Raw genomic sequence first — 26332 nt, 5'->3', positions numbered from 1 at the left:
ATTAAGCCTGAAAATCATCCCAATAAGGTTGTTCACCATAATAGTGACTAATAAAATCAATAAATGCAGTGAGTTTGTTTGAGGTTAATTTTCGATGCGGATAAACCACATACAAGCTCATTACATCAGGTGCAAAATCTTCTAGTATCACTTTTAACTTTCCCTGTTTAACTGCTTTACTGACGATAAAAGTCGGTTGTACCACATAACCTTCACCCGCAACCGCAGCCTCTATTAATACATCCCCATTATTTGAAGAGATACTTTGTCTTTGTGCTTTTATTGAATGCCTTAATGCGTTGATTAGGGGTAAATGAGTTCGGTTATAGTCCATGTAGTTATAATGTAAAAAATGGTCTGGATTAAGTTGATCTGGGTGTTCAGGTATACCATTTTTCTCAAGGTATTCAGGAGATGCACAGGTCACAATATGAATAGGGGCAATACGTTTTGCAATCAATGAAGAGCTCTTTAGCTCACTAATACGCAAGGCTAAATCAAAACCTTCCTCAACAACATCCGTCTTGCGATCATTTAATTGTAAATCAATTTTAACGGCAGGGTTTTTACGTCTAAAATCTCTTAATAACGGGGCAATATGTTTGGTGGCAAATGATACTGGCGCACTGATCCGTAATGTACCTTGGACTTCATTTTTAAATTGACCTAAATTGCCTTCCATATCTTGAATGTTTTCTAATATTTGTTGTACATGCTGCACACACTGTTCACCTTCTGCCGTAAGGCGAATTTTACGTGTTGTACGATTAAACAATCTAACACCTAAATGATCTTCTAAATGAGCAATATATTTACTGACTAGTTGGTTTGATATGTCCAACTTATCTGCTGCTTTAGTAAAGCTGCCTTCTTTTGACACTGTGATGAAGGCTTTCATCATGTCGAGTTTATCCATCTTATAGACCTTATCTAATACAATGTCTGCTTCATTAACAACACTATGTTGATAATAATTCAATGAATGGCATATTTATCATTTAATTTGTTGTTAGTAAACTGCTTTCCGAACTAAACAAACAATCAATTTTTTAAAGGGTAAACAATGAATAAGCAAATTATAAACAAAGTTCTTCAGACTAAAGCAGGGTTAGGGTCATTAGCAATTCGTGTTCCAGTGGGCATTGTATTAGCAGCACACGGTGGACAAAAATTGTTTGGCTGGTTTGGTGGATATGGCTTAGAAGGCACTGGTCAATGGATGGAAAGTATTGGTCTTGCACCTGGATTTCTGATGGCTTTGTTAGCGGGTAGTGTTGAATTCTTTGGTGGCCTCGCTTTGATTTTAGGTCTATTAACACGACCTGCGGCATTGCTCACTGCATTCACCATGTTAGTGGCTATTTTCACTGCGCATATTAGTCACGGTCTATTTATTAGTAATGGTGGGTTCGAGTATGCCTTGATCTTATTTGCGGCTAGTTTAGCGTTAACGTTTCAAGGAGCAGGGTGCTTCTCTGTCGATAACCGTTTAACAAGATTCATGGATAAATAATTAATAACTACCCCCTGATTTTTGAATAATAACTTAATAGGTTTCTGATCAGATATCAGAGACTTTATAGGAGTCACTATGTTAGTTAATGGTGTTTGGGAACGTAAATGGGATCCAGTACAGAAACAAGATAAGAAAGGCCGCTTTATTCGTCAAAGTAGTGCATTTACCAAACGTATCGATGACCCTCATGCTGCACTTGAAGATGGTCTGCGCTTATATGTGGCCTATATTTGTCCTTGGGCAACACGGGCGTTAATCGCTCGCTCATTATTAGGATTGGAGGAAGCAGTGAGTGTCGAGGTTGTAGAGCCTGCATTAACTGATTTTGGTTGGCGGTTTGGTGATTTTCCTGGTGCAACCAATAGTCAGGTTCAAGGTGTGGAGTTTGTACATCAGTTATACACTATGACTGACCCTGAATATACAGGACGAGCCACTGTGCCTATTCTTTGGAATTGTAATAATAACAACATTATTAATAATGAATCTGCTGATATCTTGCGTATTTTTAATGATGACTTAAGACCTATTCATCAATCATTGGTTAATTTATATCCCCCTGCATTGCAAAATGAGATAGATATGTTTAATGATAGTATCTATAACAGTTTAAATAATGGTGTCTATCAAGCGGGTTTTGCTAGCACTCAGCAGGCTTATAATGAAGCGGTTACGGCGATATTTTCACGTTTAGGTAAGTTAGAAGAGCACTTTTCAGTTAATCAATATGCGGTGGGACAAAAGCTCACTGAAAGTGATATTCGTTTATTTGTTACACTGATTCGTTTTGATGTGGCGTATCACGGGTTATTTAAAACTAATCTTAAAAGAATCGCTGATTACCCTTATTTATCAGGGTACTTGCTGCGGTTACTCAAGCTCGATGCTTTTGCCAAGAATACACGTATAGGCCACATTAAAACCGGCTATTACTCTATTAAAGCATTGAATCCTTCGATGATTGTGCCAGCAGGGCCAATAATGGGTTGGTTTGATTTATTACAGGAGGGGGTATGAGTTTAGCTCCGTTATTATTTGTTAGTCATGGCTCACCAATGTTTGCCTTTGATACAGGTTTGGCTGCACAGCAATTTGCTCGTCAATCAATACATTTTGATCATGTACAGGCAATTGTTGTTGTCTCGGCACATTGGTTAACCCATGGGAATTACATTACAAGCAGTGAAAGTCCACAGGTTATATATGATTTCAGCGGATTTCCACATGCCTTGTATGATTTACTATACCCCGCATGTGGTTCGTCGATTATAGCCAAACAAGTAATCACGTTATTTAATGATAATGGTATCGAAATGAAAGCTGATACTCAGCGCGGTTGGGATCATGGTGTTTGGGTCCCTTTACGTCATCTTCGCCCAAATGCTGATAAACCCATACTACAAATTTCTATCAATGTTGAGCATGATACAAACCAGCTGCAACACCTTGGCCAGGTATTAAAACAATTAAGGTCGCAAAATATTGGGATTATATGCTCAGGCAGTGTGACTCATAATTTAAGTGATACTAGAGCAGAACATGAGCTGGTGGCCGATTATGCACAACAATTTCAAGAGTGGGTAAGAGAAGCTGTCATCAGCAAGGATATCGAGGCTATCAAACAACCCAGTAAATCGCCTTTTTATCGGCAATCACACCCAAGTTCAGAACATTATTTACCATTGATAGTGGCGTTGGCCGCCATTGATGTGTATGAGTCGGTTAATGTATTAACAAGTCCAATTTTGCACCATACTATCTCAATGGAAAGTTATATTTGGACTTGATAAAAACGACCATCGGATTTGTATTTTGTCTTGAATTCAACGAATGAGTGATATTAATAAATATTATGCACTTATCCATTGCTTGGGTGATTTTCCATATAAGCGTTTGAATTCACGACTAAACTGTGAGGAACTAACATAACCAACTTGCATCGCTGCCTGACTTACTTTCATACCGCTAGCAATTTTCATTGCTGCATTATTAAGACGCATTGATTTCATAAATTGAATAGGTGATAAAGTGGTTGCTTGCTTGAATTTACGATGTAAAACGGCTCGACTTACACCAATGTTGCTTGCCATTTCATCAATAGTCACCGGTTGATCTAAGTGATCATTCAAATAGTTAATCGCCTTAGTCACTTCATTACCTACAGCAAAAGCTTGTTGAGCAGATTTACCGGCATCACCTTTAAAAATTGCATAATAGAGTTCTCTCAGACGACCTTCGCCCAATAACTCTGCTTGTTTTGCATCTGAATTTAACTGTAATAAGCGTAATAGGGAGCTGCTAAATTCACTATCCCATCGGGCTAAGGTTAATCCTGAAGAGATCGATTTACCTTGTGATAGACGTGTTTTATATTGAGTAGAATCCACTGCAATCGCAAGTTCAGTCATCACTTTTGTATCGAGGGAAATCATAACACCTAATAATGGTGTATCAGATGATGCGTTTGGAACACCTGCTTCAATGGGCATTGACTGAGTGCAACATAAGTAATGGTTAGCATCATAGCTGTGTTTACTGCCATCAAGTATCGCCTCTTTTGCTCCGCTGACAATAGCAATAATAGTCGGCTCATAAACCACGGGAGTACATGGTACCGGTTCAGTTACCCGAAAAATGTGTACACCTTTAATGGCGGTTTCAACCATGCCATTATGCTTAATAGTATTTTCAATCAGTAGTTTTATTTGCGCTTTACTCATTAGTTAAAAATATCACCAAGAGTGGTAAGATTCAATTTATTGATATTATTTCAGTCTTGATAAGGGGGATTAATGAGTAAAAAAATGAGTTTGATCTAGACATTGGTCAAGAACATATAGTGATACAACGACGTTATGAAGCGTTAGGTGCAGTTAATGACTTATTTATTGCTATTTGGTTTTTAATTGGCAGTGCATTTTTCTTAAATGATGCTCTGATTGAAAGTGGCACCTGGTTGTTTATTGTTGGGAGTGCACAACTCATCATTAAACCTGTTATTAAGTTAATGAGTCTTATACACGTAAATAAAGCCTTTCAAAAAAACACTTAATCATACAAAAAGGTGTATTGTCATTATGGGGTGGGCTCACAGTATAATTTCCCTTCTGCAATCAAGTACCTCTACACCTAAAAAAGTACCTAATAAGTTGCCGTCATGCATTAGTTGAATTAAGTCGTTATGATTGAGGATATTAATTCTTCGGCCATGCTCAGTTAATAAATTAAGCTCATAACAAGGGTAGCTGATAGCATGTTTACGTTGAATCATTTTATTATTAATTTGTAATGAGACGATATTGTGCAGTTTAACGTTACGGTCAGTGTGGTTATTAAATACGCCCGTTACTCTATTGAATGTTGCTCTGCTTACAAAAGGCTGGATTAATGCAATACCAAAGGTGCCAATGGCAACACCGAAACCACCCACAAAAATAGCAAGATCGTATTTGTCAGAAATAATCAGCTGATAGCTAGCTAATGCAATTAAAAAGAGACCTACCACGATATAGACAACACAAAATAGCATCGATGTTATAGTGGGGCGTAAAAAAGCTAAGTCTCCTTCCACAATCACTTTATGAGATAAAAATTTAGGTCCATCTTTGAGTAGAGTACGAGTGAGATCTATAGTGACTGTGTCGTTATGGTTCATATACTATCCTTGTATATTGCACTAATTAACTAATTAACTAATTTATTGCTACTTTGTAAATTTCCTAAAAGGGAAATTATATTCTGCACCTATTCTTTAAACTAAATTATACCAATTGTATTAAATAACTGATCTAAATTTTGCGCCGGAAAAATGGCTTAGTTTGAGGCGTAAGTTGATGTAAATGGTTGTTCCCTATATGAAACTTACAACGAAAAAATAAGTTGTTTTAACAAGTAAAATAGATCAGTTACTTACTATGATTGGTATTATGCCTTTATGTAAAGATGGTAGCCGTTATGTCATCAATATGACTATCATATAGCGAATATCATATACAAAAAAACTCACCGAAGTGAGCTTTTTATTTAATGCGACGAATATGTCGCATATTAAATGTTAATTAGGATTATTTTGTATCGTACCTTTTTATTTCACCTGATTTAACACGTGCAATAAATGAGTGTAGCTCTTTCTTAACCACTGGCATTAAGAAGTATAGGCCGATAATATTAAAGATAGACATTGCAAAGATAGCTGCATCAGAGAAGTCGATTACCGCCCCAAACTGAATAGTTGCGCCGACTACAACAAAGACACAGAACATAAGTTTAAACACTAATTCAGTACCTTTACCTTCACCAAACAGGTAAGTCCAAGCTTTTAGACCGTAGTATGACCATGAGATCATAGTAGAGAAAGCAAACATAACTACAGCCAATGCTAGTAGGTATTTAAATACACCTGCTGTTTCAGTAAATGAAGCCGCTGTTAGTGTTACACCTGTTAAGCCACTACCGTCAAATGGTGCAACGTTTAGACCAGCAATAGTGATAACTAATGCTGTCATAGTACAAATTACAACAGTATCTACAAATGGTTCTAGTAATGACACTAAACCTTCTGTGACTGGTTCTTTTGTTTTTACTGCAGAGTGAGCAATAGCCGCCGAACCTACACCCGCTTCATTAGAGAAGGTTGCACGTTTTAAACCTTGGATTAATGCGCCAACAAAACCACCAACAACACCTGCACCAGTAAAGGCACCTTCAAAGATTGCTGCGAATGCTGGACCAACTTGACCGATGTTTGCACCAATAACGATTAAAGCCATACCAACGTATAACGCTGCCATCCAAGGAACTACTTTCTCAGTTACAGAAGCGATTGAAGGCATACCACCTACAATTACAGAGAATACTAATGCTGCTAATACTACACCTGTAATAATGCCGTATTCACTTGGTACATCAAATGCGTAAGTTAACATTGCGTGTGCTTGGTTAGCTTGGAACATGTTACCGCCACCCAATGAACCTAAAATACACATTAATGCGAAACCAATTGCTAACGCTTTACCTAAACCACCTAAGCCTTTCTCACCTAAACCTTGGCTCAAGTAGTACATTGGACCACCTGAAACTGCACCTGATGGTAAGATAGTTCTGTATTTTACACCTAATGTACATTCACAGAACTTAGAAGCCATACCTAGTAAGCCACATAAAATCATCCAGAATGTTGCACCAGGTCCACCGATAGCAAGTGCAGCACCTACACCAGCAATGTTACCCGTGCCAACAGTACCTGATAATGCCGTTGTTAATGCTTGGAAGTGAGATACTTCACCTTCTTCTTTTGAATTAGGATCCGTATATTTACCTTTAACAATATCGATAGCCAAACCAGCTTTTCTAAACTGTATAAAACCAAAATAAAGAGTAAAAATGATAGCTGCGATTAGTAACCAGCCTACGATAAGAGGAAAGCTTGCGTCGCCAACTGGAACGCTTTTAAAAATTAAGCCAACAAACCAGCCGGTATAATCATTGAAGAATCCATCAACAGATTCACTGAGGCTTGCGATTGCTTGGCTAAATGAGCTGGTCTCTTCAGCAAAAGCGGTGGTGCTAAATGCTAATAAAAAGACAGATAAGACATCTCTAATTTTTTTCATATTTACTTCCTTGTAGTTTTATTGTTTTAGAACAAATCCTTATGCTACTTAATAGTGTATGTGCTTTTGTTTAGTTTCATTAACTAAAATTCAACCTTTTTGATTGATTAAAAAGAGTTTTATGCTGTTTTATTTTATTAAGCAGTATAAAACACTGAATTATTAAATATGTTAAGTGAAACCAACCTAAATGAACTTACTATAAAGTAGATCATATCATTTGCCTATCAAGCGATTCCTTTTTTATCATACGAGTTTTTATTGAACATTATGTGATCAATATCACACCGATGTATTCGAGGTTGTTGATTTTTGGAATGACTGACGGTTATTTATTCAGAATGTTTTTCATTACTGAATTTTTGTTCGCTAATTAACCATTAGTAAACCTATTATATAATTGATATGCAATAAGCATTAATAAGTGAATTTTTTGCTTTATTGTTTGTTAACAGGTTTAAGGGAGACTTTGTAAATTATGACTTGGGCTCTTACGGTTAGCAAAATGAACTTCAATTTCACTTTTATGTCTTAATGGGTATACGAGGTTAATCTGGCATTGATTAACTTATTTCATATTCAAAAAGTCATCAAACAAAGCACAATTTCAAAGGAATATTATGAATATAAAAATACAAAAGCGCATTGCATTACCATTAATATTGGGGTTAAGTATTCAATTGTCAGGTTGTGGCACAATTCTTAAACCAGAGAGAAAAGGGCAAAGCGCTGGGCAACTGGATGCCAGTATCGTTGTTCTAAATGCCATTGGCTTATTGTTTTTTTTAGTGCCTGGTGTGATTGCCTTCGCAGTGGATTTTAGTAATGGCACTATTTACTTGCCGGAGGCTCTGCTTCAAATGGGAAAGAAAACAATAACATTGTGAAAATTGAAGGTGAAATGACTAATGAAAAAATTCAACAAGCTATTTTCGAGCACACAGGTAATAGGATTGATCTTGACGACGACAATGTACAAACCATAGCGAATACTGCTACAGATGTGGATAAGGATAAAGTGGCGCGCCTGTTATAATAAATCTATTTTGTCATCAATTGTCGAACATTAAATATAGTCCCCAACTATCGTCAATAGTGACTTAGTTAGGGACTAAGTTTTACTGAATAAAACTACTTTTTCTTTCTTAATTTTGCAAAACCTAATAAACCCAGTCCTAATAACATAAGTGGAGCCGGCTCTGGGATTGATGTTGATTCAGTGAAAGATATTGTTCCAGATAGTTCATTGATCGTACCGCAACAATTCACACTTGAACTGGCATCAAAAGAGAAATCAAGAAAACCATCACTTATTAATGACGAGAAAACGCTCTCTGAGAGTGTCGCTGTTCCTGTGATGGTCGAGATAGACTGATTACCGACATCATTGGTAAAATTAAATAAATCATTGCTTGTATTACTATCTAAAATACGACCTAAACTAAATCCATCCAATACTAGATCCGCATATTCATAGTTAGAGTTGAAATCGCCATTAACATTTAATGTAAAAATCGCATCGCCTGCAATTGAAGTGGAGTGACAACATTATCGTAGTTAATAAGCGCGCCGCTATTACTTGCACTTGTGCTCTCAAAGTTAATTAATGCTGCATTAGCATTCATTGCAAATAAGAGGGTGGTTAGACCCAGTCGTTTTTTCATTTTAAAAATCCTTTTAAATCAATTATTAATTCCTATGCCATTGTTTATCTTTCACCACAGCGACTAGGAATTAGCAAGTAACATACCAATTTCTAAGTTGTTGTTATATTAGAGTTATTTTTCTTTATGATACTTTTTGTAAACTTTTTCGACAGGTTGTTTTATGTGAGTTAGAGATTGTTAGCTAACATAAAAACTACCTAGCAATAGGCATACAGGCTGAAAACGTGCTTTTTATAGGCAGGTAACCTAATAGGTTGATTTAATGAATAAACTGAATAAAAGTGTAAATTTTACCGACATTGTTAGTATTAAGTCACTAGTAAGTTATTTGTGTTATTAGGAATTAACGTTTGAATTTTAGCGCTCTATTTTGGTGCACTTATGAATTATTATACTTTTAAATGTATAAAATTAGTGAATTAAAAATATAGCGTTAAAAAAATAAGTTATAAATCAATGGTTTAGTTTGTGGCATTGTTTGTGCTTTGTATTAACGTAAGTAGTTGTTTTTTAATTAATCTAAGGAAAGGTAGTTATGTCATATTTAGAACCCAGTGAATTTGTTACTAAAATGGTCGATGCAGGTGAATCTAAAGTTTATATGTCCACGAAAGATACCTTGATCAGGGCTTTTATGGCGGGGGCTATTCTCGCTTTAGCGGCTGTTTTTGCGATAACCGTGGCCACTAAAACCGGCAGTGCAATTCTTGGCGCCTGTTTATTCCCTGTCGGCTTTATCATGCTCTATTTAATGAAATTTGATCTGCTTACCGGTGTGTTTACTTTAGTTCCTTTATCGTTATTAGACAAACGACCAGGAGTGACCTTCTCAGGTGTTATGCGTAACTGGGGACTGGTATTTATTGGTAACTTTTTTGGTGCGATCACCGTGGCATTTATGATGTCATTTATCCTAACCTTAGGTTATGGGACAGATGGTGGTGCGATTGCTGCAAAAGTCGCTACCATTGGTGAGTCGAGAACCTTAGGTTATCAAGCCCATGGCGTTGGTGGTTGGTTTACTATCTTTATCCGTGGCATGTTATGTAACTGGATGGTGTCAATGGGTGTCGTGGGCGCTATGATCTCAACCTCTGCAGGGAGTAAAATGGCGGCAATGTGGATGCCAATTATGCTGTTCTTTTATATGGGATTTGAGCACTCAATTGTAAATATGTTCCTATTTCCTTTTTCAATGATCATGGGGGAGACTTCACTGTTACTGATTATCTGTTATGGAATGAGTTACCAACCGTATTGGGTAATTTAGTGGGTGGCTTATGTTTAGTTGGCTTACCACTTTATTACACGCACGTGAAAACATCAGCACAACGTGTAATGCGTTAATTGCATCAAGTGTTTAACTTAGGCTGTTGGGTACAGGAGGTATTGTGGGATTACCATTGAGGGTGAGTATTGGTAGTGCAAGTGATAAAGGCATTAAAGCAATTAACCAAGATCACATTGGACACTTAATACCTAACGAGCCTTTGTTAAGCACAAAAGGAGTGGTGCTGGCTATCGCCGATGGCATCAGCTCCAGTCAAGTGAGTCAAATCGCTAGTAAAACAGCAGTTTCAAGTTTTTTAGCTGATTATTATTGTACAGCTGATACTTGGTCAGTTAAAAGTTCGGGGCAAACTGTCCTTAAATCAATTAACTCGTGGTTACATGCACAAACCTTAGATAGCCCTAACCGTTTTGATAAGAATAAAGGCTATGTCTGTACCTTTAGTGCATTAATCTTAAAATCTAATACGGCACATATATTCCATTCTGGCGATAGTCGCATCTATCGGTTATCGGGTGAACAATTAGAACAATTGACTGAAGATCATCGTCTACGTGTATCCGATGAGGTTAGTTATTTAACACGTGCATTAGGAATTGATAAAACCTTACCCATCGATTATACAAGTTTGCAAATACAAAAAGACGATCTGTTTATACTCGCTACCGATGGTGTATTCGAGTTTATTGATGGTTATAAAATATCAAAGATTATTCAACAAAAGTCGAACTTAGCTGAGGCAGCGAACGAGGTTATTGTGCAAGCAATGGCTGCCGGCAGTAATGATAATTTAAGCGTTCAAATTGTACGAGTAGATAGTATACCCGATTATCAATTAGATGAAGTACATCAGTTAACACAATTGCCGATGCCACCCAATCTAGCACCAAGAATGGAATTTGATGGTTATCAAATATTACGGGAGTTATATATAAGCAGCCGTAGTCATGTATTTTTAGCTAAAGATCTGACGACACAGACACAGGCTGTGATTAAAACACCCTCAGTGGAAATGCGCACTGATGAACAATATCTTGAACATTTTATGTTAGAGCAATGGGTTGCAAAGCGCATTAATAACCCATATGTGGCTAAAGCCATTAACGCTAATCGCAAGCAAAATTTTGTATACCTTGTTAGTGAATATATTGAAGGGAAATCACTGCAACAGTGGATCATCGATAACCCAAATCCTAGCTTGGAAGTTGTGCGTAATATTATTGAGCAGGTAGTGAAAGGAGTGCAAGCCTTTCATCGTCAGGAGATGATTCATCAAGATTTACGCCCACAAAATATTATGATCGATAGTGATAATACGGTAAAAATTATTGATTTTGGCTCTACCTATATTGCTGGTGTTAGTTATGTTGAACAGGAGCAAATGTTACGCGGTACTTTGCGTTATTCTGCGCCAGAATATTTTTTAGGTGAGTGGGGGACTGCGGCGTCGGATATCTATTCCATTGCAGTTATCACCTACCAGATGTTATCGGGAAAATTTCCTTACAAGGCAGAAATAACACAGGCTAGGAGCCTATCCGCGCAACGCAAGTTAAGGTATCGACCTATTATTACTGCTGATACAGAATTACCTTTGTGGATTGATGATACTTTGCAACGGGCTTTACAAGTTGAGCCTAAGCATCGTTATTCAGTGTTATCTGAATTTATCTATGATTTAAGGTATCCAAGCAAGCAGTTTTTAGCAAAAGGGCGAGCACCTTTAATAGAGCGTAAACCCGTGGTGTTTTGGCAAGGTATGAGTACGCTGTTGCTGTTCATTATTATTGGATTATTGTTAACGAGGTAAAGAGACGTTATGAGGTCAGTCGTACATATAAACCTAATTAAAAGTGAGTATCATTATGCAATATATATTACTGCTGCTAGTTATGTTGACAACCACTAGTTGCGAAGCACAAGCGGAAAATTTAAATAATATTAGTGAATTAATGTGGAAAAATCGCGTTATTTTATTGTTATCAAGCGACGATGATAAACGTAATCAACAGTTATTCGCCAAGTATGAAGAGGCTGTTATCGATCGGAATCTTGTATGGTTTATTGTTCAAGATACACAGGTGATCAGCAATTATCAGGGCGGGATATCTAAGCAATTTGTTGAGCGCATAAAAGACACGTTTCCTCTGAATAAATATCGGGTTTTATTGATTGGTAAAGATGGCGGCATTAAATCGCGCGCACAACAATTAGATATAACGGAGCTAATCTCGACCATAGATTCAATGCCAATGCGGCAACAAGAGATGCTGCAACAAAATGACTAATATAAATAAACTCTCCACATGTAATAGGATACTTTATGCAACCTAAAGGATGCCCTAATATTATTGATATTGAAGCCTCTGGTTTTGGAGGTGAAAGTTACCCCATTGAAGTGGGGTTGGTATTAAGTGATGGAACAAAATTTTGTACGTTAATCTCACCTTCAAAAGATTGGGATTATTGGAATGAAGAAGCTGAGCAGGTGCATAATATTTCTCGTGAAACATTAAAACGTTATGGTAAACCTGTTGTTGAAGTGGCACATCAACTCAATGAAATATTGGCCGGAATGACCTTATATTCTGATGGTTGGGTAGTGGATAAACCTTGGTTGATTCGTTTGTTTCATGCGTCTGGTGTAGAAATGAAATTTGATGTTAGCCCATTAGAGATGATTTTGTCGGAACATCAGATGAAAATATGGCATGAAACCAAGGACAAAATTATCGTTCAAACTAAAATACAGCGACATCGTGCCACCAATGATGCTTGGGTGATACAGGAAACCTACCGTCAAACGAATGCGCTAGTAAAACAGACTTAACGGCTATAGGTACTACTCTAATAATAAGGACTACATCACTATAATCAGTGATGTAGTCCTTAAGTAGGATTAACCGATATTGCTATCGATTACAAATTCTTTTACTACATCATCAATGTTTTTGATGCAATAACTCAAACCAGTCAATCTATTTAGCGTCTGCTTCTAACTGTGCTGCAATTTCAATTAAATCTTTTCCAGTTAAGCTAGGCGTGTTTGCTAATGGGTAAAGCGCTTTACCAGTGGCGAAGAATATAAGCCGTTTTCCAACCTACTTTATCGGCACCGGCAATATCCCAAGCATGTGCTGCAATTAACATCGCATCTTCAGGTGCAACATCCATCTCTTTTTCTGCCCACTGGTACACTTTTAAATCAGGCTTAAAGGTTTGTAAGTTTTGTACTGTTAATGAACCATCGAAGTATTGCGCTAATCCTGAGTTTTTCAATTGTGCTGCAATACCCGCATCTGAAGAGTTAGTTAATGTGATCATCTTATAACCCAGTGCTCGAATTCTTGTTAAGCCTTCTACTACATCTGCGTGAGGTGCAAGATCTCTAAAGGGCGTTAATACAGCTGTTTTTGCTTGCTCTGGAGTTAACTCAATGTTTTGTTGATTGGCTATCATCTCTAATGAGGCTATACCTATCTCTGCGAAGCTGTGGTACTCGCCTGTTTCATTACTCACCAATGAATAATGAAGCATGGTCGTGAACCAAAATGGGACCAATTCATCACGCCCACCTAGCGCTGCGGATACTGACTTGCCAACGTTACCCAAGTCTAGCAGTGTTTCATTAACGTCAAAGAAGATTACTTTAGGTGTTATTTTATCTTGTTGTTTTGTGGTTGTTGCATTAACTACATTGGAAAGGAAGCCCGTTGAAATTACCAAACCGATCATGAAAGATTTCAGGTTTATCATTATAAAATTGCCTTTAAAGTTAGTTTTAAAAATAGCGAATAGTGATACTAAATAATCGAATTATTCAGTTAACGTTCAACGCTTTAAGATTAATCTCATGTACATTTTAAAAATGCAGTGTGATTGTTTAACAAGACCTGATTGCTATTTTTAAATTTCAGCATCCGCTATTCATGGTAAAAATTTAAGATTAATTACTAACATTTAATCGATATTGATAATCAGTTTATATTTTTTGGGAATAGTACTAATTTACTGGGGAAAAAATAAAAATGTAAGAAGGAATATTTGGCGCGTACTATACGCCAAATGCTCTAGTGGAAGGGGTGTATACTCTACAAATTAGATTATGATTTTTGGAGGCTTAATTCACGTTGCGCACGTGATTCTTTAATCGCTTCTGAACGTTTCTTTTTACGTACCAAGGCTGCCGCAAAACGTGCTTTTTCTCTGTCTGTTTCACAAATTATTTTAGGTATTTGACGTGGTTTGCTATCTGGACCAAGTGAAACAAAGGTTAAATACGCAGAGGCGGTATGACGAATTTCTCCGGTCAATACCGCTTCAGCTTCAACTCGAGCGCCGATTTCCATTGAGGTTGAGCCAACATAGTTAACACTGGCTTTGATGCGAAGAATATCACCGACATAAACAGGCGAGTGGAAATCCAGACGGTCTAAAGAGGCAGTGACCGCATTACCGCCTGTGTGTCGCATGCCTACCATACAAGCTGTGTTATCCACTAGTTTCATGATTGAACCACCGTGTACATTACCGGCGATATTTGCATCGGCATCCATCATTTGTTGCACCACAGTGATGCTACTGAATGCGATTGATTTTGGCTCCATGTTATCTTCGATGTAAGCGTCAGTGGGTCTTACTTGCTTTCTATCAATGGGTTTGACTGATTTCATCATATTCTCCAAGTGAGAGTGCACTATTCATTGAATCGTTCCTATAACGAATAGTGTTGATTGAGCGATAAAACATCCCTATCAGTATCAAATTACTTATAAATAAGATTTAGATTTCTATAATAGCTTACAGATCTACAATATATTCTGCCATTGGAATCAGGTAAATAGCCCAAATAATTAAAACAACATGTAATACATCGTTTTCAGAGAACCAAATGCGTTTTGCTTCCCAGAGCTTGTTTGTCCATCCTAGATAATCGTATATCCAGAATAAGATCATGGTTAACCAGATTAAAGCCCAAGATCCAAGTAAGGCTAGATCAACCGCTGTGCCTAAGGTGAAATAGCGCCAGCCATTAAGGCCCATGAAAAAGAACATAATAGGGGTACAAAACCATACCATACGCTCAAAGGTGATCCAGGATTTAATTGGTTTAAATCCACCAATAAAAGTGAGTATGATGTAGATAATGCTACAGGCGACAGCATAAATAATAGAAGCGGTGAGTAGGTCTCCCTGAGTGCAAGAGTAACAAACTGCCACTAACATCACGTTCATACTGACTTGCTGAAACATCATGTAAATCACTTCCCACCAACTTGTCCAACGACAAACCGAGCGATTTTGGCATTTCAATTGGTAACCAAAGGCTTGATAACTGGTGCCCGCAATCAATGCACCAACACCCCAAAGAATCAAAGACCAGCCCCATAAGATACGTGACATATGACCATCTTCAATAGCGAGGTAATAGATGCCTACTGCAGTTGTTAACACACCTAGAAGATAAACGAGAAAAGAGGAGCTAGGTTGGGTGATAACAACCTGTTTGCCAAACATATTGATTGTGGAACAGGGTTGTATCTCAAACCAAGTTTGTTGATTGAGGTTGGGGTTCTCATTTTTGATGGTGTCTAGACGTTTAAAAGCTTTGCAGATAGTCGCTTTAAAAGTTGAAAGCATGTGTACCTCAGGTTGCTACTTAGCGTAGTGATGTGTGTTCTCCGATAACCTGCTTTATTATGATTGATAAAGCAGGGCTGATGGGTAGTAAAAATATTGTTTAATTAAAAATGACTTTTTTGCTGCTCTGTCATTGCTGGTGGTAACAATACAAATTTACCCACATGATGCTTTTCGGTGAACTCACGTTGTGCTTGTTCAATCTCAGATAACGGGAAGCTTTTAGCTAATAATGGCTTAATTTCACCACGTTCAATGTAACCAATAAGATTTGGGAATACAGGTTCATCCCATGCTGTACAGCCTATTAAGGTCAGATCTTTAAGGTACATAGTACGCATATCTAAGTTGACCATTGGACCCGCAATAGCACCTGAAGAAGCATAACGTCCACCACGTTTTAAGACCTCAGTCATTTCTGGGAATGCATCACCAGCTACGTTATCGATAACCACGTCTACTGATTTTTCACCTAAAATGCTTAAAACGCTGTCATTACGCTCAATAACAGTGTCGGCGCCTAATGCTTTAACTTGCTCAATTTTACTTTTACCAGCAATCGCCGTCACTTTTGCTCCACGGCGCTTACATAGTTGTACTACGGCAGAACCCACACCACCAGATGCTCCCGCCACTAACACATGCGAGTTTTGATCAACACCTGCGCGATATATCATGTTTTCTGCAGTGCCGTAAGCACAAGGGATAGTCCCCAATTCAGCATCACTCCAATCACAGTCAACAGGGAATACTTCAGAAGCGGCGATGTTAACAAATTGAGCAAATGCACCATCAAAGTCAGAAGCCATCCAGATGTTTTCTAATGAATCCCAACCGTTTGAACGAATACAAGAGCGGATTAAAATACGCTGACCAATTAATGCTGAGTCAATACCTTCACCAACGGCAATCACACGACCACAACAGTCTGTACCTTGAATAAATGGGAAAGGGGTTGCGTCATTCCAGCCGCCATCAGCTGTTTCTGCTGCATCGCTCATCTCATCTTCATTGCTGGTTAAGTTTTCAGTGCCTTGTGTTACTTTTGAAGAGTACCAACCTAAACGAGTATTGATCTCTGTGTTATTAACACCTGCGGCGAGGACTTGTACCAGTACTTCTCCAGCGCTAGGTGTTGGTACAGGGACATCTCTATAATCTAATTTGTCATAGCCACCATTACCCGTTGTTACTACTGCTTTCATGGTTAATGTCGTATCGGTTAAATCAAATCTATTGCTGTTAGCCACTGTTATATATTCCTTATATTAATACCGAGTTGTGAAAAGCTAATTATAATAAATAGCAGGTTAAATCATCACATTGGTAGGCATCGGTAGTATCAATTTCACCTAATAAAAAACCGAACGGGTTGGAGTCGTTCGGTTTGTCAGAAGATATTAGTCTGCTCGACTTGGTTATCTACTATAAATAGGTGTTCTCTAATATAAGCTTACACATATTATCAGTAAGATAACAGGGAATGACTTATTTAACCTTAGTTCAGGGTAATTGCCCTCAGCTGATATCTGATACTAGAAAGTTAACTCGATGACTAGGCAATACTGCTAGTGATAGGAAGTTCAGGAAAATATTTGACACATTAATGAGTTATTGAAAGTAATGTAACTCAGGCCTTTGTAAATACCGGTTTGATTTACTTTTTTGTGTAGTATTAAGGTTATATTCGTTACGACGGGCAATTGTACAACTTATTCTGTTTAATAAGCAGGCGGCTAGCGTTTATATGATTCTCAGAGGTTGCTTTCACATTTTATTAACACTATTCTTATACTATGTTTGTAATTTATTGTTTTTATGTGCCCATGTTTGTTTAAGTGTTCTATTTGATCACTTCCTTTTAACAACAAATATTTAAAACACTAATGGCTAATGGCCGGTATTTCTGGACAAAATACTGATGACATTACTGCTGTCTTACAAAGCCAAACAGGGAGAGTGCGCTTGAAAATTAACTCCTTATCACTATTAAATTCAAAAAAAGGCTGTGCATTATGTTGAAACGCATCGTAATAGGCATTTGCGGAGCATCGTTGTTGGGTTTAGGTTTATTTAGTTTATATGCTTGGAACTCATCGATTGATCCCGTTACCCCGCCGTTGACCAAGGATTACTCCCCAGAAGTTATTGCTCAAGGTAAGATCTTAGCATCTGCTGGATATTGTAGTACCTGTCATACACCACCAGGTGGTGAAGAATATGCAGGTAACTATGAGATGCATACTGAGTTTGGGACCATCTATTCTAGTAATATCACGCCGGATGTTAAAACTGGTATTGGTAGTTGGTCTGAAGAGGCATTTATGCGCGCTATGCGCACCGGTGTGAGTCGTGATGGTCATCATCTATTACCTGCTTTCCCCTATGAACACTTCAACAAAATGAGCGATCAAGATATTAATGCAATTTACGCTTATATCATGACCTCAATCTCGGCTGTTGAGCAAGAAAAGAAAGACAACGGCATTCCATTCCCTCTCAATATCCGAGCACTACAAGCAGGTTGGAAACTATTATTTGCTGATACTGAACCATTTGTTGAGAATACTGAGAAGTCAGAGCAATGGAACCGTGGTGCTTACCTTGCAGAAGGTGTTGCGCATTGTGGTGCCTGCCATACTCCGCGTAACGCATTAGGTGGTGAACAGTACGAAAAAATGTATGAAGGTGCAGCGATTGATGGTTGGATTGCTCCGTCATTAACTGATACCAGTACGTCGCCGATCCCTTGGCGAGCTCAAGACTTTTATGAATACTTAACAACGGGTAATTCGCCTTATCATGGCAGTGCAGCAGGGCCAATGGCACCAGTGATGCACAAAGGTTTATCTGCTTTACCTAATAGTGATATTGAAGCGATTAGTGTTTACTTTGCTGCAGAAAATGGAACAGATCAAAGTATCGACCCAAGCACCAGTGAGTCTTTAAAGTCTGCGATTGCAGCACAGCATGAACAAGCCGATTTACGTATTGATCAAGGCGCTCGACTGTATGCTACTACTTGTCAAGCTTGCCATTACAGCAGTGAAACTATCGTAAAAGGGCGTCCTTTAATTACTTTAGGCTCGTCTACTCATCTCGATAAACCCACTAACCTAGTAAATATTATGTTGGACGGTGTACGCAGTGACCAAGGTATCCATGGTGTAGTTATGCCTGGCTTCAGAGATGCATTAAGTGATCAAGATATTGCATCGATAGCTGCTTATTTACGTCAAGCAGCAGGGGAAGAGAGTTGGCCTAAATTGCTTGAGCAAGTAGGTGAGATTCGTAACCAACCTCGATTTGAGCATTAATTCACTGGAGAAGTCATCATGGCAAAATTTATATTAAACGGCGAAGCAAAAAGCGCTGATGTTGAAAGCGATACTCCTCTATTGTGGGTTATACGTGACGAATTAGAGATGACCGGCACCAAGTTCGGTTGTGGTATTGGTACTTGTGGTGCCTGTACGGTACATGTAGGCGGACGTGCAACACGCTCTTGTATCACGCCGGTTTCCTCGGTTGAAGGTGCTGAAATCACTACCATAGAAGGACTCGCTGAAAAAGACGATCATCCGTTACAGATCTCTTGGAAGAAAATTCAAGTGCCGCAGTGTGGTTATTGTCAATCTGGGCAGATTATGCAGGCAGCCGCTTTATTAAAGGATATTCCAAATCCATCGGATAAAGATATAGATGCGGTGATGGGCGGTAATTTATGTCGCTGTATGACCTATATTCGTATCCGTGATGCGATTCATGAAGCAGCTAATACTATTAAGGAGGGTAATGATGAGCAGAATATCTAGAGGTAAATCTGGTGGCATCACTCGTCGTGGTTTTTTAATTGCGATGACCTCCGTAGGCATGAGTTTTGGTTTCCCACGACACCTATTAGCGGCAATGAACCCTGCGTCTCCTGACGGCAAAATTTTACCAAGTGAAGGGGATGTTTATGAACCTTCGTTATGGTACTCCATCGACACGGCTGGCAAAATTAAAGTCAATATTATTCGCTCTGAAATGGGCCAACATGTTGGTACTGCCATTGCGCGTATTTTAGCCGATGAGCTGGAAGCGTCATGGGATGATATTGAAATTATTCATGTAGATAGTGACCCGCGCTGGGGCTTTATGGCTACGGGCGGTAGCTGGTCTGTATCGCAAAGTTGGCCTGTGTATCGTAAAGCGGGTGCGGCAGGGCGTATTGCCTTAATTGAGTCTGCTGCTAAAAAGTGGGGAATTCCTGCTGCACAATGTCAAGCAATAGACGGTAAAGTTGTGTCTAGTAAAGGTGAAATAAGTTACGGTAAATTAGTAGAACTAGGTTTAACGCGTCAATTTACAGAGGATGAATTAAAAACCTTACCGCTTAAACCTAATCAAGATCTTAAGCTGGTGGGCAAGCAAGTTACCTCATTAGATATTGCTAACAAAACCAATGGTAAATCTATTTATGGTATCGATGCAAAAGTAGATGGGATGGTTTATGCCAATCCTATTTTGCCACCTACGCGATACGGCTCTAAAGTCGTAAGTGTAGATGATACAGATGCACAACAAGTTAAAGGTTATCAAAAGACTATTACTTTAGATGATCCTAGCGAAAGTGTGACAGGTTGGTTGATGGTCATTGCAAGTAGCTTTGTCGCTGCTCAAAAAGCATCAAAGCTCGTTAAAGTTACCTGGGACGCTGGTGCAACAACGAAGGTGTCAGAAACAGATATTATTAACCATGGTAAAGCTTTGATTGAAGATCAAAGCAAAGGCAGTATTTTAGATACTGGCAATGTAGATACCGACAGCGCGTTTGCTAATGCTAGTAGTGATATCTCAGAGCAATATATCACTGATACAGTGTTGCATGCGCAAATGGAACCTCTCAACGCTTTAGTCTTTAAAAATCCAGATGGTATTTGGGAAGTACATTCAGGTTGTCAATGGCAGTCATTAACTTTACCCGTTTTGGCTAAAGCTTTAGCTGAAGATGAAGCAAATATTGTGCTTCGTTCTTATATGTTAGGCGGTGGCTTTGGACGTCGCTTAAATGGTGACTATACCGTACCTGCTGCATTAGCTTCAAGGGCAATGGGCGGAGCGCCAGTTAAAATGGTATTAACTCGTGCACAAGATACGCAATTTGATAGTGCACGTTCAGCATCAGTACAGCAATTGAAAATGGCCTTCGATAACAATAAATCTGTTATTGGTATGGAACATCATGCCGCAGCAGGTTGGCCAACTCAGGCTTTAGCGCCAGGATTTATGCCTAAAGGTATTAATGATGAACCTTATGATCCTTTCTCCATTGCGGGTGCAGATCATTGGTATAAAGTGGGGGCTCAAAAAGTACGTGCTATTTCTAATGACTTAGCAATGTCAACATTTCGACCTGGTTGGCTACGTTCGGTAGGTCCTGGGTGGACTGGCTGGGCAGTTGAAAGCTTTATGGATGAAGCTGCACATCATGCAGGTAAAGATCCATTACAATTTAGATTAGATATGTTGATTGCAGAAGGTCGTAATGCCGGCTCAACTCCAGTTGCTGAAGGTGGTGCTGCAAGACAAGCTGCTGTGCTCAAAAAAGCCGGAAAGATGATCGGATGGGGCAGTGAACAACCGAAAAATAGCGGTTTAGGTATTGCTTCTACCTTTGGTCAAGAGCGTGATATGCCAACTTGGGTAGCCTGTGGTGTTCAGGTTAAAGTGGACAAAGCTAATGGCTTAGTAGACGTAGAAAAGTTAGTGATTGCCATTGATGCAGGTATTATTGTTGATCCTAATGGCGCTGAAGCACAATGCCAAGGTGCGGCTTTATGGGGGCTTTCAATGGCTTTGTACGAAGGGACTGAATTACTTAATGGTCAGTATAAAGATGCTAACTTTGATACCTATACGCCATTACGTTTAGCACAAGCGCCAGAGGTTAAAATTGAGTTTATAGTTAATCAATATCCACCTTCTGGTTTAGGCGAACCTGCTGTAACACCGGTTGCACCTGCGATTGCTAATGCCATTTATAATGCGGTGGGTGTGAGATTACGTAAACTACCAATGAAACCAAAGCATTTAAGAGCGGCGCTTAATCAAGCTTAAAAACTAAAGATAACGAGTTGTTAAAGTATTGCTATTAAATACTTAACAACACGTACTTTAATTGTCTTTTGTATTTTTGGCATTGCACCTATTTTCAGTCTCTATTTTTAGTAAAACTGTTTCTGCCAAGTTAATGAGATCTTCCTCAGTATCAATATCATAAATACCATTAGCTAAGAATAAGGTGGTTAATTCGTTGCTTGCAGCTAGTTTTTTTAATAGTGGTTTTGCTCCTTTATCTCCTTGTAACTCACCTAAAGCTAGAAAGTGCGTGTGTTTAAAGATAGCCGGAGCTGCTAACTTCTCTTGATAATAAGCACAAACGTTGTTCTGGGTTTTTAGCCATAATTGCACTAGTTGCTGATAATCTAAATAGCTGATCCCAATATGGTCGGCCAAAGTAATTAAAAGGTTGTTAGCTTGGGCTTGCTCAGTAGCTTGCAGTGCGGTTTTGATAGAACTTGATAAACCACGGTCACTATCTTCATTAATGATGATCTTAGTGCCTTTAGGGAGTAGCTGTTGCAGTGTTTGTTGATGATGGCCAAGCACAATGACGACTTGGTTTTGTATCTTTAAGGTATCGAGATAAGTAGATAGCGCATTGAGTTTATCTAGACTGTGTAGCAATAATGGCTGAGTTTTTGCTGTGCTGCCATCAATGCTTAAATCCGTGATTGGCTGCGCTAGTTTAGCACCATTAAAACGACGACTCTGGCCCGCCGCTAATAAAAGTAAGGTAATGCTATTATGGTTTAAAACATTATTCATACAGGGGTAACTTACCATGCAATAGGGCATGGGACTCGGCTAAAATACTTAATGCAATAGACTCAGGTAGTTCTCCTCCGATATCAAAACCAGCTGGTGCTGAAAAGTAACCTGAAAAGTCCGATAAGCTCACATTTGCTTTAGCAAATACTTGGTCTCTGCGATGACGAGGACCAAGTAGCGCAATGTAAGCGGGGCTGTTACTGGCAATCAATTTTATGGCTAATGCATCTAACCCTAAATTATGTTGCATCACTACAACTGCATCAACCTTGTTAAGTACCGATGAAGGTAATGATGAAATAGGGTCTTTAATTATCTTTGTATCAACAAAATTAATGGGGTGAGCATAACTACTACGTTGATCAAAGACAGAGACAGCCCAACCTAATTGTAACGCTAACTTAGCTAATGGCTGTGCATCTAAGCCACCGCCAAAAATTGCTAAATGAAAGCGTGGTCTAAATGGGATAGCAAGTGTTTTAACCTGTGAGTCTGATGGGTTAATGAACGATGCTTTAGGGTCATGAACTTGCGCATTAGTAGGCACAACTTGTGTGTTTACTGATGTTGATGGCGTTCCGGTTTTCACCAAAGGAATATGAAATTCACATTGACCATGCTGTAATTGCTGTCTAAGCGTTTCTAAATGCAAGTAGTTATTGTTAGGTGTTACAGGGATTAATAATAAATCAACAATACCGCCACAACCTAGTTGATGACTGGCATCACTCTCATCGCTGGCATCGTAAGTCACATTAATGGCTTGGTCTTGTTGTAGTGAACGTTGTGCATGACGAAGTAAGTCACCCTCTAAACAACCACCACTGACTAAACCAATACTTTTTCCTAGGGCATGAAATAACATCATGGCACCGGTTTTACGGTAGGAAGAACCTTGAATATTAGTGATCACCGCTAGCACCCAGTCATCCTTTGGAAATTGCTTCCACTGTGCTAGTAAGTCTTCGATATGGTGTGACATTGAACTCCAATACAACTTTAGATTTATAACATTTTAATGGTTAAAAATGATGTTAACTAATTAATAGATCTGTTAATTACGGCAATGCGTAAAACCTATTTGTAGCAGAAAATTACATTTAAAATACGTTCTATTGAACTGTGCTAATTTTAAGGGAATTTCAGCTATTAATCATTTTTTAATAACAAATAGCTTAAATGATAACTAAAATCCTTAAATAGATTGAATAGTCAATAACAGGTACTATCTTTATTTGTGTTGTTTATTTATTGATGATTAGTGATCGATATGGCTGTTAAATGAGAAGGTTAGAGACAGTACGATTTTTTATATGACTGTTAAAATGATATGATCAATTGATAGTGGTGAGTATCACGGTTGAATTGAATAAGCGCAACGATATACATAATAGGCTTAAATTTTGTGTAGAAAAAGTGATAGCTTTAAGGGTTATATAAGCATTTGTTATTCATAAAAATCTTTGTGAAATGGCAAGCTATTTCTACAAAGGTAAAACCGCGTAATGAGCGTGATTAAAACAACATAGGAAGCAATTATTTTTACTTTATATTGGGATAAAGGGGGCGCTAATATGGCGACCCATGCGATTTTTGAAGAGTTAGCTGTTAATTATGACTTAATTGAAGTTGACCTAGCGAAAAATATGCAAAAATCGCCTGAATACCTAGCAATTAATCCTAATGGTAAGGTGCCGACACTAGTGCATAAAGGGGAGGTTATTTATGAATCCTCTGCTATTTTAATGTATGTATTGGACCAATATCCACAGTCAGGATTATCGCCTGATTTAATGAGCTCAAAGCGTGGAGTTTATTATCAATATATGTCGTGGATGTCTAATACATTGCAAGAAGCGGCGAATCGATGGGCACACCCAGAACAATTTGTAAATGGTGACACTAATTTACAACAGGTCGTCGATAAAGCAAGTGAAGAACTCGCACGGTGTTGGAAAGTAATTGATCAAGCTTTAGAAAGTGATGGGCCTTGGTTATTAGGAGAACAGTTAAGCGGCGCTGATTTTCATCTGCTTATGGTCGCTTATTGGAGTCGTCGTTATACAAGCCGAGCTCAAGATTGGCCGAATGTGAAGAAACATTATCAAAGCATGTTAAAGCGTGATGCAGTGCAAAAAATGATGCTTCAAGAAGGCTTAGTTTAGTTAATGATTGTCGATATTATTTGTTAAAACATAAACTTGAATATTAGTTAAGGTCTATTTATGGAAGAGCATAAAAGTGGTCAACAACAAAATAGGCCATTAAATGGAGTTAATTTAAAAGTAGATAGCTTACAACTCAACTTATTGACAGCAATGTTTGATGGTTTCTCAGAGGCGCTTGTTGTGGCTAATACCAATAGAGAAATGGTTTATGTAAATAACGCGTTTGTGAAGCTTTTTGGTTATTCGCAACAGGAGTTGTACGGTCACCAAACAAAAATGTTTTATGCTGATCAAGCAGATTTTTTTGAGCAAGGTAAGAAACGTTTTAACTTAAAGAATGATACAGCGCCAGATACCTACCGTGTAACTTATCAACGAAAGGGTGGAGACCAATTTTTAGCATTAACTACTGGTGCTGCCATGCGAGACTTATCCGGTGAAGTGATTGGGTATATTGCATTTATTCGATCAGCGCGCTCTGCAGAACAGTCTTTAGATACTTTACAACAGATTCATAATATTACTTCTGATACAAATGCCTCCTATGATCAACAAATGACTTCATTACTTGAGATTGGTTTACGCCATTTTGGTTTTGAAATCGCAATCATATCGCACATCATGGACGAGGATTATGTGGTTGAGAGTTGTGTTGATGTGAATAATGAGCTACAACCGGAGACTCATTTTGATATTGAGGGGACCTATTGCACCCATACTCTGAAAGCAGGCCAAACTGTAGGTTTTCACTTTACCGGTGAAAGTGATATTAAATACCATCCTTGTTATCAAAACTTTAAGCTAGAATCTTATATTGGCTGCCCGATTAAAGTCGATGGTAAACTTTATGGAACAGTAAACTTTTCAAGTCACACTCCCACAGCCCCATTCTGTAAAGATGATTATATTTTAATGGAGATATTGGCTGATACATTAAGTTATATCATCTATAAGAAAAAATCAGAGCAAAGGCTGATGTTATTGGCTAGCACGGATGAATTAACTGGTCTGTTAAATAGGCGAGCAACATTAGCGCGTTTAGGTGAACAAGCTTTGATGTCACTGCGTGCCAATTATAATTTGAGCATTATTTCAATTGATATAGACCACTTTAAAAATATCAATGATAAATGGGGACATGCAGTTGGCGATATTGCGTTAGCTGAGTTTGCTAAAACTATGAAAACCTTAGGGAGAGAAACTGATTTCTGCGGTCGTATTGGTGGAGAAGAGTTTATTTTTGTGATGCCAGGATCCGGAGAAATTGGCGCTGCACAAGTTGCAAATAGCTTACGCGATAAATTACAAAACCTCAGTATTCAGCTAAACGAAAGTGCTACAACTAAGCTGACCTTTAGCGCTGGGTTAGCTGTGTATCAGGCTAAGGAGTCAATAGAAGATTTTTTAGTACGAGCAGACCAAGCCATGTATCAAGCAAAACAGCAAGGAAGAGATCAAACTTTCCTAGCTAGTCTAATTGAAAGAATTGAAAAAGAAGCTTAAGGTTAAATAATAGTAATCAGCTTAACTGACTTAAATTGTGTTAATGTACCTTTTTTATC

General features: G+C 38.3%; 26 protein-coding genes and 1 pseudogene. 15 read left to right on the top strand and 12 right to left on the bottom strand.

Annotated elements, in window-relative coordinates:
- Position 1 precedes the first annotated feature (1 nt).
- On the bottom strand, positions 2 to 916 hold the full coding sequence (locus ACLKL2_RS04310; RefSeq protein ID WP_413693507.1) for a LysR family transcriptional regulator: 915 nt from the start codon (positions 914 to 916) through the stop codon (positions 2 to 4).
- 147 nt (positions 917 to 1063) lie between these two features.
- Between ACLKL2_RS04310 and ACLKL2_RS04305 the strand changes: the two genes are divergently transcribed.
- From ACLKL2_RS04305 to ACLKL2_RS04295, 3 genes are all read left to right on the top strand, one after another.
- On the top strand, positions 1064 to 1513 hold the full coding sequence (locus tag ACLKL2_RS04305) for a DoxX family protein (RefSeq protein WP_113819030.1): 450 nt from the start codon (positions 1064 to 1066) through the stop codon (positions 1511 to 1513).
- Between the two features lie 78 nt (positions 1514 to 1591).
- Positions 1592 to 2533 (top strand): glutathione S-transferase C-terminal domain-containing protein, encoded by a 942-nt coding sequence (locus tag ACLKL2_RS04300; RefSeq protein ID WP_413693506.1) that lies wholly within the window; start codon positions 1592 to 1594, stop codon positions 2531 to 2533.
- Positions 2530 to 3303: a dioxygenase family protein gene (locus ACLKL2_RS04295; protein WP_413693505.1), complete on the top strand. Its 774-nt coding sequence runs from the start codon at positions 2530 to 2532 to the stop codon at positions 3301 to 3303. The genes ACLKL2_RS04300 and ACLKL2_RS04295 overlap by 4 nt, the downstream gene beginning before the upstream one ends.
- Before the next feature lie 63 nt (positions 3304 to 3366).
- Here ACLKL2_RS04295 and ACLKL2_RS04290 read toward each other — a convergent pair whose 3' ends face one another.
- Entirely contained in the window at positions 3367 to 4236 is an 870-nt protein-coding gene (locus ACLKL2_RS04290) for an AraC family transcriptional regulator (protein ID WP_413693504.1), read from the bottom strand.
- A gap of 119 nt (positions 4237 to 4355) precedes the next feature.
- Between ACLKL2_RS04290 and ACLKL2_RS04285 the strand changes: the two genes are divergently transcribed.
- Positions 4356 to 4568: a YrhK family protein gene (locus ACLKL2_RS04285; protein WP_413693503.1), complete on the top strand. Its 213-nt coding sequence runs from the start codon at positions 4356 to 4358 to the stop codon at positions 4566 to 4568.
- Between the two features lie 36 nt (positions 4569 to 4604).
- Here ACLKL2_RS04285 and ACLKL2_RS04280 read toward each other — a convergent pair whose 3' ends face one another.
- Together ACLKL2_RS04280 and ACLKL2_RS04275 are read right to left on the bottom strand one after the other, a co-directional pair.
- Positions 4605 to 5171, bottom strand: coding sequence for a hypothetical protein (locus ACLKL2_RS04280; RefSeq protein WP_413693502.1), 567 nt, complete (start codon positions 5169 to 5171; stop codon positions 4605 to 4607).
- A gap of 409 nt (positions 5172 to 5580) precedes the next feature.
- On the bottom strand, positions 5581 to 7128 hold the full coding sequence (locus ACLKL2_RS04275) for an alanine/glycine:cation symporter family protein (protein WP_413693501.1): 1548 nt from the start codon (positions 7126 to 7128) through the stop codon (positions 5581 to 5583).
- Between the two features lie 620 nt (positions 7129 to 7748).
- Between ACLKL2_RS04275 and ACLKL2_RS04270 the strand changes: the two genes are divergently transcribed.
- Both ACLKL2_RS04270 and ACLKL2_RS04265 read left to right on the top strand, forming a co-directional pair.
- The gene (locus tag ACLKL2_RS04270; RefSeq protein WP_413693500.1) at positions 7749 to 8015 is read left to right on the top strand and encodes a hypothetical protein; all 267 of its coding nucleotides are present in this window, start codon (positions 7749 to 7751) and stop codon (positions 8013 to 8015) included.
- Positions 8012 to 8164: a hypothetical protein gene (locus tag ACLKL2_RS04265; protein WP_413693499.1), complete on the top strand. Its 153-nt coding sequence runs from the start codon at positions 8012 to 8014 to the stop codon at positions 8162 to 8164. The genes ACLKL2_RS04270 and ACLKL2_RS04265 overlap by 4 nt, the downstream gene beginning before the upstream one ends.
- A gap of 95 nt (positions 8165 to 8259) precedes the next feature.
- On the opposite strand, the gene ACLKL2_RS04260 is transcribed toward ACLKL2_RS04265, so the two are convergent.
- Positions 8260 to 8583 (bottom strand): PEP-CTERM sorting domain-containing protein, encoded by a 324-nt coding sequence (locus ACLKL2_RS04260; protein ID WP_413693498.1) that lies wholly within the window; start codon positions 8581 to 8583, stop codon positions 8260 to 8262.
- Between the two features lie 47 nt (positions 8584 to 8630).
- Positions 8631 to 8792, bottom strand: a complete 162-nt coding sequence (locus ACLKL2_RS04255; protein WP_413693497.1) for a hypothetical protein — start codon at positions 8790 to 8792, stop codon at positions 8631 to 8633.
- A gap of 538 nt (positions 8793 to 9330) precedes the next feature.
- On the opposite strand from ACLKL2_RS04255, the pseudogene ACLKL2_RS04250 reads away from it, so the two are divergent.
- From ACLKL2_RS04250 to ACLKL2_RS04235, 4 genes and pseudogenes are all read left to right on the top strand, one after another.
- Positions 9331 to 10142: pseudogene (locus ACLKL2_RS04250) on the top strand (formate/nitrite transporter family protein).
- A gap of 44 nt (positions 10143 to 10186) precedes the next feature.
- The gene (locus ACLKL2_RS04245) at positions 10187 to 11896 is read left to right on the top strand and encodes a protein kinase domain-containing protein (RefSeq protein WP_413693496.1); all 1710 of its coding nucleotides are present in this window, start codon (positions 10187 to 10189) and stop codon (positions 11894 to 11896) included.
- A gap of 82 nt (positions 11897 to 11978) precedes the next feature.
- Positions 11979 to 12374 carry a DUF4174 domain-containing protein gene (locus tag ACLKL2_RS04240; protein WP_413693495.1) on the top strand — a complete coding sequence of 132 codons (396 nt, stop codon included), beginning with the start codon at positions 11979 to 11981 and terminating at the stop codon, positions 12372 to 12374.
- A 35-nt stretch (positions 12375 to 12409) separates the two neighbouring features.
- The gene (locus ACLKL2_RS04235; RefSeq protein ID WP_113818819.1) at positions 12410 to 12916 is read left to right on the top strand and encodes a hypothetical protein; all 507 of its coding nucleotides are present in this window, start codon (positions 12410 to 12412) and stop codon (positions 12914 to 12916) included.
- 236 nt (positions 12917 to 13152) lie between these two features.
- Here the strand turns inward: ACLKL2_RS04235 and ACLKL2_RS04230 are convergent, their stop codons facing one another.
- The 4 genes from ACLKL2_RS04230 to ACLKL2_RS04215 form a co-directional block, all read right to left on the bottom strand.
- Complete coding sequence (locus ACLKL2_RS04230; protein WP_413693494.1) at positions 13153 to 13842, bottom strand: haloacid dehalogenase type II; 690 nt, start codon at positions 13840 to 13842, stop codon at positions 13153 to 13155.
- 347 nt (positions 13843 to 14189) lie between these two features.
- Positions 14190 to 14762: an acyl-CoA thioesterase gene (locus ACLKL2_RS04225; protein WP_413693493.1), complete on the bottom strand. Its 573-nt coding sequence runs from the start codon at positions 14760 to 14762 to the stop codon at positions 14190 to 14192.
- Between the two features lie 124 nt (positions 14763 to 14886).
- Entirely contained in the window at positions 14887 to 15726 is an 840-nt protein-coding gene (locus ACLKL2_RS04220; RefSeq protein WP_413693492.1) for a hypothetical protein, read from the bottom strand.
- Between the two features lie 104 nt (positions 15727 to 15830).
- A complete protein-coding gene (locus ACLKL2_RS04215; protein WP_413694246.1) occupies positions 15831 to 16931 on the bottom strand; it encodes an alcohol dehydrogenase family protein in 1101 nt (366 codons plus the stop codon).
- A gap of 810 nt (positions 16932 to 17741) precedes the next feature.
- On the opposite strand from ACLKL2_RS04215, the gene ACLKL2_RS04210 reads away from it, so the two are divergent.
- From ACLKL2_RS04210 to ACLKL2_RS04200, 3 genes are read left to right on the top strand one after another with little or no spacing between them, the layout of a single operon-like run.
- Complete coding sequence (locus ACLKL2_RS04210; protein ID WP_413693491.1) at positions 17742 to 19043, top strand: c-type cytochrome; 1302 nt, start codon at positions 17742 to 17744, stop codon at positions 19041 to 19043.
- 18 nt (positions 19044 to 19061) lie between these two features.
- A complete protein-coding gene (locus ACLKL2_RS04205; RefSeq protein WP_181817728.1) occupies positions 19062 to 19541 on the top strand; it encodes a (2Fe-2S)-binding protein in 480 nt (159 codons plus the stop codon).
- Positions 19522 to 21828: a xanthine dehydrogenase family protein molybdopterin-binding subunit gene (locus tag ACLKL2_RS04200; protein ID WP_413693490.1), complete on the top strand. Its 2307-nt coding sequence runs from the start codon at positions 19522 to 19524 to the stop codon at positions 21826 to 21828. The genes ACLKL2_RS04205 and ACLKL2_RS04200 overlap by 20 nt, the downstream gene beginning before the upstream one ends.
- Positions 21829 to 21885: 57 nt before the next feature.
- Here ACLKL2_RS04200 and ACLKL2_RS04195 read toward each other — a convergent pair whose 3' ends face one another.
- Both ACLKL2_RS04195 and ACLKL2_RS04190 read right to left on the bottom strand, forming a co-directional pair.
- Complete coding sequence (locus tag ACLKL2_RS04195) at positions 21886 to 22599, bottom strand: nucleotidyltransferase family protein (protein WP_413693489.1); 714 nt, start codon at positions 22597 to 22599, stop codon at positions 21886 to 21888.
- Positions 22592 to 23584: an XdhC family protein gene (locus ACLKL2_RS04190; RefSeq protein ID WP_413693488.1), complete on the bottom strand. Its 993-nt coding sequence runs from the start codon at positions 23582 to 23584 to the stop codon at positions 22592 to 22594. Before ACLKL2_RS04190 ends, ACLKL2_RS04195 begins: the two co-directional genes overlap by 8 nt.
- A 553-nt stretch (positions 23585 to 24137) precedes the next feature.
- Here ACLKL2_RS04190 and ACLKL2_RS04185 point away from each other — a divergent pair.
- Both ACLKL2_RS04185 and ACLKL2_RS04180 read left to right on the top strand, forming a co-directional pair.
- Positions 24138 to 24767 carry a glutathione S-transferase family protein gene (locus ACLKL2_RS04185; protein WP_413694245.1) on the top strand — a complete coding sequence of 210 codons (630 nt, stop codon included), beginning with the start codon at positions 24138 to 24140 and terminating at the stop codon, positions 24765 to 24767.
- Positions 24768 to 24827: 60 nt separating this feature from the next.
- Positions 24828 to 26273, top strand: coding sequence for a diguanylate cyclase (locus tag ACLKL2_RS04180; protein ID WP_413693487.1), 1446 nt, complete (start codon positions 24828 to 24830; stop codon positions 26271 to 26273).
- Positions 26274 to 26332 lie beyond the last annotated feature (59 nt).

It is taken from the genome of Psychromonas sp. KJ10-2 (assembly GCF_047323255.1).
In the GTDB taxonomy this organism is placed as follows: Bacteria; Pseudomonadota; Gammaproteobacteria; order Enterobacterales; family Psychromonadaceae; genus Psychromonas.
The sequence above is the reverse complement of the archived record's forward strand: the minus strand, read 5'-3'. Positions and strand labels throughout refer to the sequence as shown.